This is a genomic window from Micromonospora sp. SL1-18, from assembly GCF_047921505.1.
Lineage (GTDB): Bacteria > Actinomycetota > Actinomycetes > Mycobacteriales > Micromonosporaceae > Micromonospora.
Window position 1 is genome coordinate 24,594 of the sequence record NZ_JBLROA010000027.1, and the last position, 15,377, is coordinate 39,970.

The window sequence follows — 15,377 nt, forward strand, 5'->3', positions numbered from 1 at the left end:
CATTGCGACTAAAGGTTGCGGGTGGTCGACATACGTCGTCTTACCGATCCCCCGACAATCCGCTGGTGAAAGTCTCCGGAGGTCGTCAGGCACCGGTCGGGGAGGAAGGGTGGGTGCGATGCCAATGACCACAATCGTGGGAAGTCGGGAAGCCGTCACCGCCGCGCGCTGGCCGGTCCCCGAGGAGCGACGTACGGTCACCGTGCTCTTCGCCGACATCGTCGGCTCGGCCAGCCTGGTCGAGCGGCTCGACCCGGAAGAGGTCCGGGAGCTGCAACGGGCGTACTTCGGCACCGTCGCGGGGGTGCTGCGCCGGTGGAACGGCGTGGTGGAGAAGTACATCGGCGACGCGGTGATGGCGCTGTTCGGGGCGCACGGCTCCGACGGGTTCGACGCGTACCGCGCGGTGCGCGCCGGGCTGGAGATCCAGGACGCGCTGGACCGGCGGTCACCGGCCGGCACCCGGCTGCGGGTCCGGGTCGGCGTGGCGACCGGCGAGGTGCTGGTCGACCTGGCCGCCACCCACGACGGCGCACACGGCACCGCCAGCGGCGCGGTGATCACCACCGCCGCCCGCCTGCAGGAGTACGCCCCATCGGGAGGGGTGGCCATCTGCGCGGCCACCCGCCGGGCCACCGCCGGCCTGGTCGACCAGCGCCCGCTGGCGGCGATGGCGGTGACCGGCAGGGCGGTGCCGTTGGATGTGTGGCGGGTGACCGGGGTGTCCCGGCCGGAGCCGGCCCGCCACCACGGCCCGTTGGTCGGCCGGCGGCGGGAGCTGGCCACCGCCGGCGACGAGATCGCCCGCGCGGTCCGGGACCGCCAACCGCGCTGGATCTCCCTGGTCGGGCTGGCCGGCAGTGGCCGCAGCCGGCTGCTGCACGAGCTGGCCCGCGTGGTGTCGACCGTGGACGGACGTCCGGTCCGCTGGTGCGCGGCGCAGTGCCCGCCGTATCCGGAGGGGGAGCTGGCGCCGCTGGCCGACATGGTGCGTGCCTTCGCCGGGGCCCTCGACGCGGACTCCACCGCGACCGTACGTCGACGGCTGGTCACGGCCCTGGACGGACTGCTGCCGCCGGCCCGGTGCGGCGCGGCGGCGCACGAGCTGGCCGACTTCGTCGCGGCGCCGCGGGACGCGGGGGCCGCGGGCCGTGGCGCCGAGGTGTGGCGGGAGGTGCTTCTCGCCCTGGCCGCCGGAACGCCGGTGGTGGTGGCGGTGGACGACCTGGACCGCGCCGCCCCGACGCTGAGCCGGTTCCTGCACCGGCTCTTCGCCACCGCCAGCGAGCGGCGGTTGCCCCTGGCCGTGGTCGCCACGCACGGCCCGGGCTGGGCCGATCTGCTGCCCGGGGCCGCCGGCCGGCGTCGCCGCGTGCCACTGCCCGCGCTGGGCGCCGTCGACACCGGACGGCTGCTGCGGCAGCTGCTGGACCGGGCCGGCCGGCCGGCCGCGCTGGCCGCGGAGCTACTGCCCCTGGTCGGTGGCAACCCGGCCGTCGCGCGGGCGTACGTCCGGGCCCTCGGCGAAGACGATGACCCGGCCGGCGTGCCGGAGGCGGTACGGCGCATGGTCGACGCCCGGCTGGACCGGCTGGACGGGGACCAGCGGGCGGTGCTGATGGTCGGCGCGGCCCACGGGGCGGACTTCACGGCCGCGACACTGGACCAGCTGCTCGGCTGGACGGCAGGCCGGGCCGAGCCGGTGCTGTGCACGCTGGTCGCGGCGGGCCTGCTGCGCCGGACCGTCGCCGGGGGGTACGCCGTCGCCGACCCCACGGTCGCCGGGGTGGTGCGGCACCGGCTGCCCCGCGCGCTCCGGGCGGAGTTCGCCCGCCGCGAGCGGACCACCCCGCAGCCCACGGTGGCCTGCCTGGCGAGTCGCCCGCCCCGGGCGGGTTGCGGATCGCCCACGCATTCCGCGTCCCACCGCGCGGGGCTGGCTCACGCCGGGCCGTCCCGCAGCAGAGACGCACCGGTGGGAGGTCACCCGTCGGCCCTGCCGTCGGTCGGGCCCCCGGCCGGTCCCGCCCTCCTGGGCTGGGCGGCCTGAGACCGGCGTCGGGGTGGAGGGGGCACGGGGCTGCTCCACCCCGGCGTCGTCCCGGGCGGCTGCGGGCCGGGCCCGCCGCGGTGACCGGCGCCGACGGCTCAGCAGTCGGCGAGGAACGCCAGGGTGCGGTCCCAGGTCAGGGCGGCCGCCAGCGCGTCGTGATCGGTCAGCTCGGGGTCGGTGTAAAGGTGCCCGGGGCCCGGGTACCGGTACACGGTCAGCGCCGCGCCGGCCGCGGTCATCGCCCGCCGCCACTCGTCCAGCTCGTCCGACGGCTCGTACTCGTCGGGATCGGCGAGGTGCAGCTGCACCGGCAGACCCGGGCGCACCGACTCCGGGGCGCCGCCGGTGCCGTGCAGCAGGAGCAGCGCCGCCGCCTGCGGCCGTTCGGCGAGCAGCGCTCCGGCCACCCCGGCGCCCATCGAGAAGCCGGCCAGCACCGTCTCGGCGGGAAGCTCACGCGCCGCCGCGCGGGCCCGCTCCAGCACGATGTCCCGGCCGACCTTGTCGAGCAGCGCGAAGCCCTCCTCGACGGTGTCCGAGGCGGGCAGCCCGTACAGGTCGGGGGTGGTGACTTCGTGCCCGGCGGCGCGCAGCCGGTCGGCGGCGGCCAGCACGGCGGGGCGCAGCCCGTAGACGGAGTGCAACAACAGGATGTGTGCCATCGGCTCATCCTGCCCCCGCACACCGACACAAGGGGCAGCCGCGCCGAGGGAACCACCAGCTGGCCGACCGGAACAGCCGGGGGCTCAGCCGGCCGCGCCGCCCCTCGCGTCCCGGGACAGCGTGCGGCTGCGGCCGCGGAACTCGGCGACCACCTCGTCGCCCCGCCAGACCGTGACGTCGTAGATGCCGCTGCGGCCGTAGCGGACCCGCTCGGTGGCCCGGGCCTCCAGCAGGTCGCCCTCGCGCACCGGACGCAGGAAGCTGATCTCGCCACCGGCGGCCACGGTGGCCGGGCCGTGACTGTTGCAGGCCAGCGCGAACGCGGTGTCGGCGAGCAGGAAGACAAAGCCGCCGTGGCCGATGGCGTGCCCGTTGAGCATGGCCGGAGTGACCCGCATTCGGGCCACCGCCGCGCCGTCAGCAGCCGAGACCAGCTCGATGCCGAGCCCCTTGGAGGCCACGTCGGCGTCGAACATGTCGTTGGCCGCGGTGCGGCTGTCGTGCTCTGCCACCTCACTGCCCCCGCCGCTGGTCGACGATCCGGCGCATCTTGCCCATCGACCGTTCCACCCCGTCGGGCTCGATGACCTCCACCGCCACGCTCACCCCGATGGTGTTCTTGACCTGCTGCACCAGGGCCACCCCGGCCCGTTCCGCCTCGTCGGCGGCCACCCCGATCCGCCGCTCGACCCTGACGGTGAGGGTATCCATCCGGCCCTGCCGGTCCAGCACGCACTGGAAGTGCGGCGACAGCGCGGGCGTACGCAGGATCAGCTCCTCGATCTGCGTCGGGAAGACGTTCACCCCACGGATGATCATCATGTCGTCGGTCCGGCCGGTGATCTTCTCGATCCGCCGCATCGTCCGGGCGCTGCCGGGCAGCAACCGGGTCAGGTCGCGGGTGCGGTAGCGGACCACCGGCATGGCCTCCTTGGTGAGCGAGGTGAGCACCAACTCCCCCTGCTCACCGTCGGGCAGCACCTCGCCGGTGACCGGGTCGATGATCTCCGGATAAAAGTGGTCCTCCCACAGGTGCAGGCCGTCCTTGGTCTCCACGCACTCGACGGCCACCCCCGGCCCCATCACCTCGGACAGCCCGTAGATGTCCACCGCGTGCATGTCCAGGCGCTGCTCCATCTCGCGGCGCATGTCCTCGGTCCACGGCTCGGCGCCGAAGATGCCGACCTTGAGCGAGGTGGACCGGGGGTCGACGCCCTGGCGTTCCATCTCGTCGACGATGGCCAGCATGTAGCTGGGCGTGACCATGATGATGTCCGGCTCAAAGTCGCGGATCAGCATCACCTGCCGCTCGGTCATGCCCCCGGAGACCGGGATGACCGTGCAGCCCAGTTCCTCGGCGCCGTAGTGCGCGCCGAGGCCGCCGGTGAAGAGTCCGTAGCCGTACGCCACGTGCACGCGGTCGCCCGGCCGGCCGCCGGAGGCCCGGATGGAGCGGGCCATCAGCTGCGCCCAGGTGGCCACGTCGGCCCGGGTGTAGCCGACCACGGTGGGTCGGCCGGTGGTGCCGGAGGAGGCGTGCAGCCGGGCGATCCGCTCCCGGGGCACGGCGAACATCCCGAACGGGTAGTTCTCCCGCAGCTCGGCCTTGCTGGTGAACGGGAAGCGGGCCAGGTCGGACAGCTCACGCAGCTCGTCCGGGTGAACCCCGGCCGCCTCGAAGGCCCGACGGTAGTGCGGCACGTTGTCGTACGCGTGCCGCAGCGACCAGCGCAGCCGGTCCAGCTGCAGCGCCCGCAGTTCGTCCACAGACGCCCGCTCGACGGGTTCCAGCTCATCGGGACGAGGGGTGCGGTCCTGCACGGTTGCCTCCTGCGCAACGGTCCCAACGTCGCCTCGCGTCGGACGATGCCGCACACCGTACGCCCGTACTCCTCGTCCCTGCCAACTCAGGCCAGCAGGTGGCCGGGTCCCGCGGGTGGCCGGCGGAGGTTATCCTCGGCGCACCGTGACACGACCACCCGAGTTCCCCATCGACCCCGATGTCGACCTGCACGTAGCCGCCGACCGGGTGGAGTTGACCGTCCACCCGGCTACGGTGCTCGGCGTGATCGCCGGCGGCGGTGTGCTCGGCGCACTGGCCCGTGCCGGCCTGCAGGCGGCGTTCCCGCACCCGCCCACCGGGTTCCCGTGGGCCACCTTCGGCATCAACGTCGTCGGCTCCCTGCTGATCGGCGTGTTGATGGCGGTGCTGACCGCCCGCCCGGCCGGCCCGCTGGTCCGGCCGTTCCTCGGCGTCGGCGTGCTCGGCGGTTTCACCACCTTCTCCACGTACGTCGTGGACACGCAGCGGGCGGGGGCCGCCGGAGCGCCGGGCACGGCGCTGGCGTACCTGGCGGCGACCCTGGTCGGGGCGCTGCTGGCGGTCTGGACCGGGGACGCGATCGCCAGCCGGCTACTGGCCCGGGCCGGTGGGGCCGCCCGGTGATCGTCCTGCTGATCGCGATCGGGGCCGCGCTGGGCGCCCCGCTGCGCTACCTCACCGACCGGGCGGTGCAGGCCCGCCACGAGTCCGCCTTCCCCTGGGGCACGCTGACCGTCAACGTGGCCGGGTCGCTGCTGCTCGGCGCGGTGGCCGCGGTGCCGGCGAACCCGGCGCTGACCGCGCTGATCGGCACCGGCTTCTGCGGCGCACTGACCACCTGGTCCACGCTCAGCTACGAGACGCTGCGGCTGGCCCGGGCCGGCGCCCGTCACCACGCGCTGGCGAACGCGCTGTTCAGCGTGGTCGCCGGTCTCGCCGCAGCGTCCCTCGGCTACGCGTTAGCCCGCACGGTGGCCGGCTGACCAAGGGGACACCTCCGGCAGGATCCGCACGGCCGGCCGAGCCGGAACCGGGTGATCAGCGGGCGCGGCGCTCCGGGTGGGCCCGGTTCCAGGCCCGCATCCGTTCCGGGTAACCAATACGCGCCGCCTCGTACAGCGGCACCCCGTGCCGACGAGCGATCTTGGCCGCGGCCCGGGGCGAGCCGGTGCGACGGCGGATCCACTCACCGTCATCGGCGATGGCGACCACGGTGGTGTCGGTGGCCGTGGTCTCCGGTTCCAGGTAGAACTCCACGCCGCGGCGGCTGGTCACGAACGCCTCCAGCGCGGCCAGGTCCTCCCGGGTCGCCTCGCGGTCGAGCTTGGTCGGAGTGGTCGGGTCGGCGGCCCGTCGGCTGAACCAGCCCATGCCGGCCTCCTCTCGTCGGGTGCGTCCCAGTGCAGCACCCGTACCTGGCAGCCGGCTGCGAGCGCGGTGGGAGTCCGCTGACCGGACCGGCCCCGGTCAGCGGGCCGGCGGACGCAGCACCGGAACCAGGGCGAGGGTGGGCAGCAGCAGCAGCGGCACGACACCCAGGGCGTGCAGGGTGCCCAGATGGTCGCCGAGGAAGCCGAGCAGCGGCGGGCCGCCGAGGAAGGCGGTGTAGCCGATCACGGCGACCACGCTGACCCGGGCCGGAGCCCGGTCCTCGTCGTCGGCGGCGGCGCTCATTCCGACCGGGAAGCCGAGCGACGCCCCGACCCCCCACAGCACCACGCCGACGACGGCGAGCGGCCCCGAGCCGCCCAGCACGGCCAGAGCGGCGCCGGCGGCGGCCAGCCCGATGGTGCCGAACAGCACCGGCACCCGCCCCCAGCGGTCGATGGCGAGCGTGCCGGCGGTCCTACCGAGGGTCATACCGACCACGAAGACGCCGAACACGGTCGCACCGACCGCCTCGCTGACGCCGTACCCGTCGACGAAGGCCACCGCCAGCCAGTCGTTGGCGCTGCCCTCGGTGAACGCCATCACCAGCACCAGCAGGCCGATGAGCAGGGTGCGTGGCTCCCGCCAGGTGGCCAGCAGCGCCCGGCGCCGGGCCGCCGGGTCCGCCGGGCCGTCCGGCTCGGCGGGGGCGGGCAGGAACGCGCGGGTGCCGAGCAGCGTGCCGACCAGGACCACGGCCGCGAGCGCCGACAGGTGCACCCCGACCGGTACGTCCAGCCGGGCCGCCCCGGCGCCGATCCCGGCCCCGGCCACCGAGCCCAGGCTCCACGCCGCGTGGAATCGGGGCAGGATCGTCCGGCCGAGGCGCTTCTCCACCGCCGCGCCCTCGACGTTCATCGCCACGTCGCAGGTGCCGGAGCCGTAACCGAAGGCGACCAGGCCCAGCGCGACCCCGACCACCGAGCCGATCAGGCCGGCGGAGAGGCCGGCGACGACCGTGCCGAACGCGACGAGCAGGACCGACGCCGCCACCGTGCGCGCCGGGCCGAGCCGTTGGGTGACCAGCCCGGCGACGGGCATCGCCAGCACCGCGCCGGCCGACATGGCCAACAGCAGCAGGCCGAGCTGCCCGGCGCTGAGCCCGAGCGCCTCCCGCACCGCGGGCACCCGGGAGAACCACGTCCCCAGCGCGAGCCCGTTGAGGGCGAACACGACCGCGACCCCGTTACGCGCGGCCAGGACCGGCCGCGGCACGTCGTGCCGGTCGGCGACCGCGTCGACGATGCTGCTCAATGCGTTGTCTCCCTCTGCCCGAGCGGCCCGGCGATCCCCGGCCGGCCCGACGACCATCGCACACCGGAGAGCGCTCCCACCACAACCGCCGCCACGCCGTACCGCGACCCCCTCCACGTAATGCAGGTGTTCGTCGGTGAAGACCCTTGCCCGGTACTTCGTGATGAAAACCAAATGGGCGTGAAGCAGGAAAGCCCAATGCCTACGGCACGAAGCGGTATTCGGCGATCATGCAACCAAGGATAGGATGAGGGGTGTGAAAGTGGACGTCGGCCGACGATACCGGCTGTACCCCAGCCAGGGGCAGGCTGAGCGTCTGATCTCGTGGGGGCATACCTGCCGGTGGCTGTACAACACCGCTCTGGAGCAGCGTCAGTTCGCGTGGCAGCAGCGCAAGATCACCCTCGGGGTGACCGCGCAGTGCGCCTTCTTGACGGAGGCGCGTAAGGATTTCGACTGGGTGGCGGACCTGCCGGCGCAGTCCGGTCAGCAGGTGTTGCGTCAGTTGGATCAGGCGTACCGCAACTGGTGGGATCCGCGGCATCCCGCCGGGCCACCGACACGCAAGCGCAAGTCGGCGCGGTTGTCAGTCCCGTTCCCTGGTCAGGCGATTGCGGTGCGGCGGGTCAACCGGCGGTGGGGCGTGGTCAACCTGCCGAAGATCGGCGATGTCAAGTTCCGTTGGTCTCGTCCGTTGGGCGGCGTGGTCCGTAACGCGGTGGTGTCCTTCGACGGTGTTGCCTGGCACGTCGGGTTCGGCGTCCACGCCGGCGTCAAGACGCCCGAGGTGCACGCCCGGCCGGGGATGGTCGTGGGTGTCGACCGGGGCGTCAAGGTCGCCGTGGCGATGTCCGATGGGCGCATGTGGAACCGCACGTTCGTCAGCCCCGGTCAGGAGCGGGAGTTGGCCAGGCTGAAGTCGAAGGCCGGCCGGCAGGAGACAGCCCGCCGCAAACGAGGCGCGACAACCTCGAACCGGGCCCGTAAGATCCGTGCGGAGATCGCCCGAACCGAGGCGAAGGCCCGTAATCGGCGCCGCGACTTCGTGATGTGGGCGGCGAACCGGCTCTGCGGCCAGCACGCGACGATCAAGCTGGAACGTCTCGGCGTCAAGGCGATGACCGCTACCGCGAGGGGCACCATCGCTGAGCCTGGCATCAGCGTGGCCGCGAAGGCCGGGCTGAACCGGGCGGTCCTCGACAAGGGCTGGGGTCTGTTCGAGGCGGCCTTGGCTAATCGTGCACGGACCACCGGCACCCGGATCGTGAAGGTGCCAGCCGCGTTCACCTCTCAGCGTTGCAGCCGCTGCGGGAACACGGATCGGAACAACCGCGAAAGCCAAGCGATGTTCCGGTGCGGGTCCTGCGGATACCAGGCGAACGCTGACGTGAACGCGGCGATCAACGTCAGGGACGCCGCCGAGGCGCCGTCTCCACTCACCGGGCGGGCAGTCCGGGACAGGAGCCGCAAGGCGTCCTGTCGACCACCCACCCAGCGCCGGCAACGCACAGCGCTGGAAACGGGAATCTCCCGCCGCTAAGCAGGAGAGGATGTCAAGCGGCGAGCGACGCCACCGCGCTCGGCGCGATCGCAGCCCTGCGGGGAGGCGGGTTCCGGGTGCCGCACGACGTGGCGGTCGCCGGCTTCGACGACATCCCGTACGCCGCTGTCAGCAGCCCGACGCTGACCACCGCCACCCACCCGGTCGGCCGGATCGCCACGGCCGCGGCCACCGCCGTGCTGCGGGGGCGGCGGGTGCCGCCGGTCACCGCGACCCCCTCCGCCCTGGTCGCCCGGGAGAGCGCCTGACCGGAGCGGTTGGGCGACCGGGGGCCGGGTATGCGCCGGCCGACCCGACCGACGGCGAAGGGAAGCAGAGGTGACCGAGCCCGCGCCGCCGCACCGGCAACCCGAGGAGGGGCACCGGCACGGCCGGTTGAGCGCCGACCACGTCGCTGTCGCCGCGCCCGGTCCGACCGGGCTCACGTCCCTCCCCGACCCCGAGGGCGGGCCGCCGGCGCTGCAGTACGTCCCCGCCGACGGTACCGAGCCCTACCGGCTGGTGCTGCTGCTGCACGGTGCCGGCGGCACGGCCCGGCAGGGGTTGGACCTGCTGCTGCCGCTCGCTGACGCGGGGCGGCTGCTGCTGCTCGCGGCACCCGCCACCGCGAGTACCTGGGACCTGATCGCCGAGGGGTTCGGCCCGGACGTACGCCGGATCGACGCGCTGCTGGGCGCGGCGCTCGCGGAATACCCCGTGGCCGGGGTGACGCTCGGCGGCTTCTCCGACGGTGCTTCGTACGCCCTCTCCCTGGGCCTGACCAACGGCGACCTGGTCGACGCGGTGGTGGCCTTCTCCCCCGGCTTCGCCGCGCCGCTGGTCACCCACGGCCGGCCGCGCGTCTTCGTCTCGCACGGCGCCGACGACCGGGTGCTGCCGGTGGACGTGTGCAGCCGGCGGCTGGTCCCGCGCCTGCACGCCCTCGGGTACCCGGTCGAGTACGCCGAGTTCGCCGGTGGCCACGAGGTGCCGGCGGAGATCCGCCGGCGGGCGGTGGACTGGCTGGCCGGCTGAGCGGGTCAGTGCGCCGGCCCGGCGACCGCCGCGTCGACCCGGCTCAGCACCGACGCGTCGTCGTCCACGCCGACCCCGCGCAGCAGGTCGATGGCGGTGGCCCGGATCTGCCCGATGATCATCGCGAGCGGCAGGGTTTGGCCCGGGGTGAACAGCTGACCCGCCGACCGGACCGCGTCCAGCGCGGCGACGTCCGCGCGCTCGGCGTGGGTGTCGGCGACCCGGTCCTGCCCGTTGAGGTCGGCCGCGAGCGCGTCCCCGGCCGAGCGGACGGCCTCGGCCAGGGCCCGGACGGCGGCGCCCAGGTCGGGCGGCACCGGCGCCATTCCCCGGGTGAGGGTCACCGCGGCGCGCGCGAGCACCCGTACGTTGCGGACCGCATAGTCGATCTGGCGGATCGAGCCCTCCACCGAGCGCAGCCGCCCGAGGTGCTGGCGGCGGCGCAGGTTGAGCCGGAGTGCCTCGCCCGCGGCCTGCACCGCGTCGCGCAGCCGCTCCACCCCGGCGTCGGCGCGCCGGGCCCGCTCCAGCGCGGCCAGGGCCGCCGCGTCGTCGCCCCGGTCCAGCGCCGCGGCGATCTCGTCGAGCACCCCGGCCAACTCCTGGAAGGTGTGCCGGAACTCGGTGACCAGCGGGGCGAGCGGCCGCCGGGCGTCGACGAGCTGGCTCGCCACGACCGCTACCGCGCCGCCGATCAGCGCGTCGACGAACCGGAACGGGACCAACGTCTCGGTCGGCGGCGCGACGACCACCAAATAGAGGGCGGAGACGGCGGCCTGCACGACGGTGACCGAGCTGGCGCCGATCGCCACCGCGAGGGTCACGGTGAGCAGGATGACGGTGAAGACCGTCCAGGTGGTACGCGGGCCGAGCGCCTGCACCACCACGTCGGCGACGAGCACGCCGGCGGCCACGCCGAGGACCACCTCGACCGCCCGGCGGATCCGTTGGCCGCGGGCCTGGCCGAGCACGATCAGCGCTGCGGCCGGCGCGAAGAACGGCTGCGGGTGGCCGACCAGCCGGGCGGCGAGGATCCACGCGACGGTGGCCGCGAGGGTCGCCTCCGCCACCGGCAGCCAGCGCCGCCGCAGCCGCCCGGCGGCCTCGCGGACGACAGCTCCCGGTCGCCGCGTGGCAGACACGCCGAGCCGGAGCAGTCGCCTTCTGCCCCACAACGCCATCCTCGCCTCCCGTCGCCGCGTCGAACCCACCCATGGTGCGCCCCGCCAAGCCTGACCGCAGTGCCTGCGCCCACGGTGCGATCGCAGTCGATGTGTTGCACGGCGACGCAGGGCCATCTACCCTCTCGATGGGAGCGCTCCCGAGGCTGCCGCGCCGAACTGTCCGGGCGAGTTCGTGACGGCACCGCCATGATTCACCACCACCCACCAGATGGGACGATCCCGCATGACATCGATTCCGCGCTCGTCGCGGCGCCCTCTCCTCGCGGCGGGCGCCGTGGGCGCGCTCGCCCTGGCCGCGGCGGCCCTCCTGCCGTCCACGGACGCCATGGCCGCGACCGGATGTGCCGTCACCTACACCACCAACTCCTGGCCGGGCGGTTTCACCGCCAACATCACCATCCAGAACCTGGGCAACCCGGTGAACGGGTGGACCCTCGGCTTCACCTTCCCCAACTCCGGTCAGCGCGTCACCCAGGGCTGGTCGGCGACCTTCCAGCAGAACGGCAGCGCGGTCACCGCGCAGAGCCTCGACTACAACGGCGCGCTGGCCACCGGGGCGAGCGCCACCATCGGCTTCAACGGCTCCTGGACCACCGCCAACCCGGACCCGACCACGTTCACCCTCAACGGCACGACCTGCACGGGGAGCACCACTCCCCCGACCAGCCCGCCGCCGACCAGCCCGCCGCCGACCACGCCCCCGCCGCCGACCGGCACCACACCGGTGGCGATCAACGGCCAGCTGCGCGTCTGCGGGGTCAACCTCTGCAACCAGTACGGCCGGCCGATCCAGTTGCGCGGCATGAGCACCCACGGGTTGCAGTGGTTCGCCCAGTGCTACAACGACGCCTCCCTCGACGCCCTGGCCAACGACTGGCAGGCCGACCTGCTGCGGATCTCGATGTACGTGCAGGAGCAGGGCTACGAGACCAATCCGACCGGCTTCACCAACCAGGTCAACAACCTGGTGGACAAGGCGACGGCGCGGGGCATGTACGCGCTGATCGACTTCCACACCCTGACGCCCGGCGACCCGATGTACAACCTCGATCGGGCCAAGACCTTCTTCGCCGCGGTCTCGGCCCGTAACGCCGGCAAGAAGAACGTGATCTACGAGATCACCAACGAGCCGAACGGCGTCAGCTGGTCCACCATCAAGAACTACGCCGAGCAGGTCATCCCGGTCATCCGGGCCAACCATTCGGACGCCGTCGTCCTCGTCGGCACCCGCGGCTGGTCGTCTCTGGGCGTCTCCGAGGGCGGCAACTCCGACGAGATCGTCAACAACCCGGTCCGGGCCGGCAACATCATGTACACGTTCCATTTCTACGCCGCGTCGCACAAGGACAACTACCGGAACGAGGTGCAGCGGGCCGCGAGCCGTATCCCGCTGTTCGTCTCCGAGTTCGGCACGGTGACCTACACCGGCGACGGGGCGGTCGACAGCGCCAGCAGCACCGCCTGGCTCGACCTGCTCGACCGGCTGAAGATCAGCTACGCGAACTGGACGTACTCCGACGCCAACGAGGGCAGTGCCGCGTTCCGGCCGGGCACCTGCGCCGGCGGCCAGTACGCCGGCACCGCGAACCTGACCGCGTCGGGGAACTTCATGCGCAACCGCATCCGTACCCCGGACAACTTCCCCACCAGCTGATCGCCCGTCCGGCGGCGGCCCGGGTGCGGACCGCCGCCGGACGCGGACCTGGCGGGCCGGGGCGGTGGCCCCGTGGCCGGGGGCGGCGCGGCGAGCGCACCGCCCCTGGTCGGTCAGGGATAGCTGACCAGGTACACCGGCACGGTGTTCGTGCCCTGCGCCGTGGCACCGGTGTCGTTGATGACGTGCGTGATCGACCCACTGCCACCCAGCGAGACGGTGAGCAGGTCGTGGAAGCGGACGCCGGCGGCGGTCGGCGCCTCGAAGCCGTGGTACGCGGCGATGGTCGGATCGACGTTGAAGTAGCAGTAGCTGCCCATCCCCCATCCCTCGAACGAGGTGACCGTGTTGGCCACCTTGAACGCGGCGTAGCCGACCATCCCGCCGTTCATCCAGGCGCCGGCGTTGGGTGGGTCGTACGGCAGCTCGTTCTGGAAGAAGATGGTCCGGCCGTTGTTGCCGTTCCAGATCACCTCGTACTTCTGGTAGTGCTCGACGAACAGGCCGAGCGCGGTGACGTTGTTCCCGTTGACGATCAGGCCGGTGTCGGCGGTGTTGACGGTCCAGCCCACGCCGGTGCCGTGGTCGGCCCGCCAGGCCCAGATGTGGTCGATCAGCGCGTCGTTCTGGTTGACCACCAGGCTGGTGGTGGCCTTGCCCGCGCCGGCGCCGCCGATCCGGAAGAAGACGTCATGAATCGAGGTGGGGTTGGCGGCGTGGCTCGCGGTCGAGCCGGTGGGCCCGACCTGGAGCAGGACCGGCGAGTTGACCGGTCCGGCGTCGAAGAGCATCCCGGCCAGCCGGACCCCGTCGACGTCGGCCACCGACATGGCGGTGACGCCGTTCTGCGGGATCAGCGTCGGGAAGCCGATGCCGAGGACCACGGTGCCCGGCCGGTTGACGGTGATGGTCTGGGTGACCGGGTAGACCCCAGGAGTGAACAGCAGGTTCAACCCCTGCGCCAGGGCGGCGTTGATGGTGGCGGTGGAGTCGCTGGGCCGCGCCACGTAGAACTGGCTCAGCGGGACGGAGGTGCCGGGGGTGGCGCCGCCCAGCCAGGAGGCCCCGGAGGCGTTCGTCCGGGTGGACGGGACGAAGACCTGGTAGTTGCCGGACGCGTCGAGGTAGAGGTACGGCACGTCCCGGCTGACCGGGGTCTGGGCGAGGGTGGTGTAGGGCGGGTTGGGGAAGCTGGTGGCGGGAGCACCCGCGACGCCGGACTGGACCATGTTCCACACCGCGTTCTGGTAGCCCCCGACGTTGCTGTCCCGGGTGAACCACTGCTGCTGCGAGTACGGCTGCACGGTGCCGGTGACCCGGCTGTCGGCGATGTACCCGCCGCTGGCCCAGCCGTAGCCGTTGGGGGCCAGGTTCAGGTTGCCCTGGATGTCCATCCGGCGGAACGGGGCGGCCTGGGAGACGGCCCAGCGGGTGAACCCGGCAGACGGGAAAACCTCCATGTTGGACGCCGACCGCCAGAAGTTCTGGGTGGCGTTGCCGTTGAACCAGCCCGCGTCGACGGTGACGTCGCCGTGGATGCGGACGTCGTCCGGGTTCCGGCCGAGCCCCATGATCGAGGTGTAGAAGCCGATCTGCGCGTTGATCCCGCTGTAGTCCCCGGGCTTGAACATCAGCGCGTACCGCTGGGTGCCGAACTGGTTCGACTCCTGGGCGTGGAAGACGGTGTCGAGCTGGCTCTGGATCGTGGCGCTGGACATCGACGGGTCGAAGGTGATCACGTTGGGTCCGAGTGGCCCGCCGCCCGGAATGCCGCCTCCTCCAGTGGTGTTCACGGCGAACTCCCAGAGCGAGTAGCCGTAGCCGGTCGCCCGCACGGTGCCGTACACGCGCACGTAGCGGCCGCTGCCGGTCAGGGTGAGGGTCTCGGTGCCACCGGGGCCAGTGGTGGTGGAGTAGACGGTGGTCCAGCTCGTGCCGTCGGTCGAGGTCTGGATCTGGTACGCCCGCGCGTACGCGGGCTCCCAGGTCAGCACGACCCGGCAGAGCGTTTGGACGCTGCCCAGGTCGACCCGGAGCCACTGCGGGTCGCTGGCGGCGCTCGACCAGCGGGTGCCCAGGTTGCCGTCGAGCGCCGCGGTGGCGGGGAAGCCGGCACTCTGGGTGGAGGAGGCGGTCGCGGGCCGGCCCAGTGCGGCGTTGTTCGCGGTGTCGCAGCCGGTGCCCCCGCCGGTGCTGCCGTAGACCTGGAACTCCCACAACGAGTAGCCGTACCCGGTGGCCCGGGCGGTGCCGTACATCCGCACGTAGCGGCCGGTGCCGCTGACGGTGAGGTCGATGGTGCCGCCGGTCCCCGTCGTGGTGGACCAGATGGTGGTCCAGGTGGCGCCGTCGGTCGAGGTCTGGATCTGGTACGCCCGCGCGTACGCGGCCTCCCAGACCAGGGTGACCCGGGAGACAGTGGCGGTGGCGCCGAGGTCCACCTGGAGCCATTGTGGATCGCTGAAGGCGCTTGACCAGCGGGTGCCGGTGTTGCCGTCGGTGGCGTTCGCCGCCGCGGTTCCCGCGTTCTCCACCGACGACGCGGTGGTCGGTCGGCCCTGCGAGAGCAGCGGGTCGGCCGCGCGGGCCGCGGACGGCGGGGCGACCAGCGCGGTCGCGACGAGCAGCGACGCCAGCGCGGCAAGCAGCCGCCGGGCCGGGCGCGGGGGTGGGGGTGGGGGTGGGCTGAGGTGCGGCGGGACCGGTGACATGGGCCTCTCCAGGACGGGGTGGGGAGCCGGGAT

The 15,377-nt window shown here is 73.1% G+C and carries 14 protein-coding genes; 7 read left to right on the forward strand and 7 right to left on the reverse strand.

From position 1 onward, the window contains the following. Nucleotides 1–118 precede the first annotated feature (118 nt). A complete protein-coding gene (locus ACNAW0_RS15210; protein ID WP_416288504.1) occupies nucleotides 119–2,050 on the forward strand; it encodes an AAA family ATPase in 1,932 nt (643 codons plus the stop codon). 98 nt (nucleotides 2,051–2,148) lie between these two features. Here ACNAW0_RS15210 and ACNAW0_RS15215 read toward each other — a convergent pair whose 3' ends face one another. From ACNAW0_RS15215 to paaK, 3 genes are all read right to left on the reverse strand, one after another. Next, nucleotides 2,149–2,715, reverse strand: a complete 567-nt coding sequence (locus ACNAW0_RS15215; RefSeq protein ID WP_416288505.1) for a dienelactone hydrolase family protein — start codon at nucleotides 2,713–2,715, stop codon at nucleotides 2,149–2,151. An 84-nt stretch (nucleotides 2,716–2,799) separates the two neighbouring features. Beyond that, a complete protein-coding gene (paaI, locus tag ACNAW0_RS15220) occupies nucleotides 2,800–3,192 on the reverse strand; it encodes a hydroxyphenylacetyl-CoA thioesterase PaaI (RefSeq protein ID WP_416288561.1) in 393 nt (130 codons plus the stop codon). Nucleotides 3,193–3,229: 37 nt separating this feature from the next. Further along, a complete protein-coding gene (gene paaK / locus ACNAW0_RS15225) occupies nucleotides 3,230–4,537 on the reverse strand; it encodes a phenylacetate--CoA ligase PaaK (RefSeq protein ID WP_416288506.1) in 1,308 nt (435 codons plus the stop codon). A gap of 145 nt (nucleotides 4,538–4,682) precedes the next feature. Here paaK and ACNAW0_RS15230 point away from each other — a divergent pair, with 145 nt between their 5' ends. Together ACNAW0_RS15230 and crcB are read left to right on the forward strand one after the other, a co-directional pair. Next, on the forward strand, nucleotides 4,683–5,162 hold the full coding sequence (locus ACNAW0_RS15230; protein ID WP_416288507.1) for a FluC/FEX family fluoride channel: 480 nt from the start codon (nucleotides 4,683–4,685) through the stop codon (nucleotides 5,160–5,162). Next, nucleotides 5,159–5,521: a fluoride efflux transporter CrcB gene (crcB, locus tag ACNAW0_RS15235; RefSeq protein ID WP_416288508.1), complete on the forward strand. Its 363-nt coding sequence runs from the start codon at nucleotides 5,159–5,161 to the stop codon at nucleotides 5,519–5,521. The genes ACNAW0_RS15230 and crcB overlap by 4 nt, the downstream gene beginning before the upstream one ends. 55 nt (nucleotides 5,522–5,576) lie before the next feature. On the opposite strand, the gene ACNAW0_RS15240 is transcribed toward crcB, so the two are convergent. Next, nucleotides 5,577–5,909 carry a hypothetical protein gene (locus tag ACNAW0_RS15240; protein WP_416288509.1) on the reverse strand — a complete coding sequence of 111 codons (333 nt, stop codon included), beginning with the start codon at nucleotides 5,907–5,909 and terminating at the stop codon, nucleotides 5,577–5,579. Nucleotides 5,910–6,005: 96 nt separating this feature from the next. Beyond that, entirely contained in the window at nucleotides 6,006–7,220 is a 1,215-nt protein-coding gene (locus ACNAW0_RS15245; protein ID WP_416288510.1) for an MFS transporter, read from the reverse strand. Nucleotides 7,221–7,476: 256 nt separating this feature from the next. Here ACNAW0_RS15245 and ACNAW0_RS15250 point away from each other — a divergent pair, with 256 nt between their 5' ends. From ACNAW0_RS15250 to ACNAW0_RS15260, 3 genes are all read left to right on the forward strand, one after another. Then, nucleotides 7,477–8,760 carry an RNA-guided endonuclease InsQ/TnpB family protein gene (locus tag ACNAW0_RS15250; RefSeq protein WP_416288511.1) on the forward strand — a complete coding sequence of 428 codons (1,284 nt, stop codon included), beginning with the start codon at nucleotides 7,477–7,479 and terminating at the stop codon, nucleotides 8,758–8,760. Then, complete coding sequence (locus tag ACNAW0_RS15255) at nucleotides 8,697–9,029, forward strand: substrate-binding domain-containing protein (protein ID WP_416288562.1); 333 nt, start codon at nucleotides 8,697–8,699, stop codon at nucleotides 9,027–9,029. Before ACNAW0_RS15250 ends, ACNAW0_RS15255 begins: the two co-directional genes overlap by 64 nt. 70 nt (nucleotides 9,030–9,099) lie before the next feature. Continuing rightward, nucleotides 9,100–9,795: an alpha/beta hydrolase gene (locus ACNAW0_RS15260; RefSeq protein WP_416288512.1), complete on the forward strand. Its 696-nt coding sequence runs from the start codon at nucleotides 9,100–9,102 to the stop codon at nucleotides 9,793–9,795. Nucleotides 9,796–9,800: 5 nt separating this feature from the next. Here ACNAW0_RS15260 and ACNAW0_RS15265 read toward each other — a convergent pair whose 3' ends face one another. Continuing rightward, nucleotides 9,801–10,976, reverse strand: coding sequence for an FUSC family protein (locus ACNAW0_RS15265; protein ID WP_416288513.1), 1,176 nt, complete (start codon nucleotides 10,974–10,976; stop codon nucleotides 9,801–9,803). A gap of 226 nt (nucleotides 10,977–11,202) precedes the next feature. On the opposite strand from ACNAW0_RS15265, the gene ACNAW0_RS15270 reads away from it, so the two are divergent. Further along, the gene (locus ACNAW0_RS15270; RefSeq protein WP_416288514.1) at nucleotides 11,203–12,633 is read left to right on the forward strand and encodes a cellulase family glycosylhydrolase; all 1,431 of its coding nucleotides are present in this window, start codon (nucleotides 11,203–11,205) and stop codon (nucleotides 12,631–12,633) included. A gap of 113 nt (nucleotides 12,634–12,746) precedes the next feature. Here the strand turns inward: ACNAW0_RS15270 and ACNAW0_RS15275 are convergent, their stop codons facing one another. Beyond that, nucleotides 12,747–15,344 (reverse strand): discoidin domain-containing protein, encoded by a 2,598-nt coding sequence (locus ACNAW0_RS15275; RefSeq protein ID WP_416288515.1) that lies wholly within the window; start codon nucleotides 15,342–15,344, stop codon nucleotides 12,747–12,749. Between the last annotated feature and the right edge of the window lie 33 nt (nucleotides 15,345–15,377).

Bases quoted from the DNA above. Each gene is read 5' to 3' on its own strand.
- ACNAW0_RS15210 (WP_416288504.1), top strand. From the start codon at position 119: ATGCCAATGACCACAATCGTGGGAAGTCGGGAAGCCGTCACCGCCGCG.
- ACNAW0_RS15215 (WP_416288505.1), bottom strand. From the start codon at position 2,715: ATGGCACACATCCTGTTGTTGCACTCCGTCTACGGGCTGCGCCCCGCC.
- paaI (WP_416288561.1), bottom strand. From the start codon at position 3,192: ATGTTCGACGCCGACGTGGCCTCCAAGGGGCTCGGCATCGAGCTGGTC.
- ACNAW0_RS15240 (WP_416288509.1), bottom strand. From the start codon at position 5,909: ATGGGCTGGTTCAGCCGACGGGCCGCCGACCCGACCACTCCGACCAAG.
- ACNAW0_RS15265 (WP_416288513.1), bottom strand. From the start codon at position 10,976: ATGGCGTTGTGGGGCAGAAGGCGACTGCTCCGGCTCGGCGTGTCTGCC.
- ACNAW0_RS15270 (WP_416288514.1), top strand. From the start codon at position 11,203: ATGACATCGATTCCGCGCTCGTCGCGGCGCCCTCTCCTCGCGGCGGGC.
- ACNAW0_RS15275 (WP_416288515.1), bottom strand. From the start codon at position 15,344: ATGTCACCGGTCCCGCCGCACCTCAGCCCACCCCCACCCCCACCCCCG.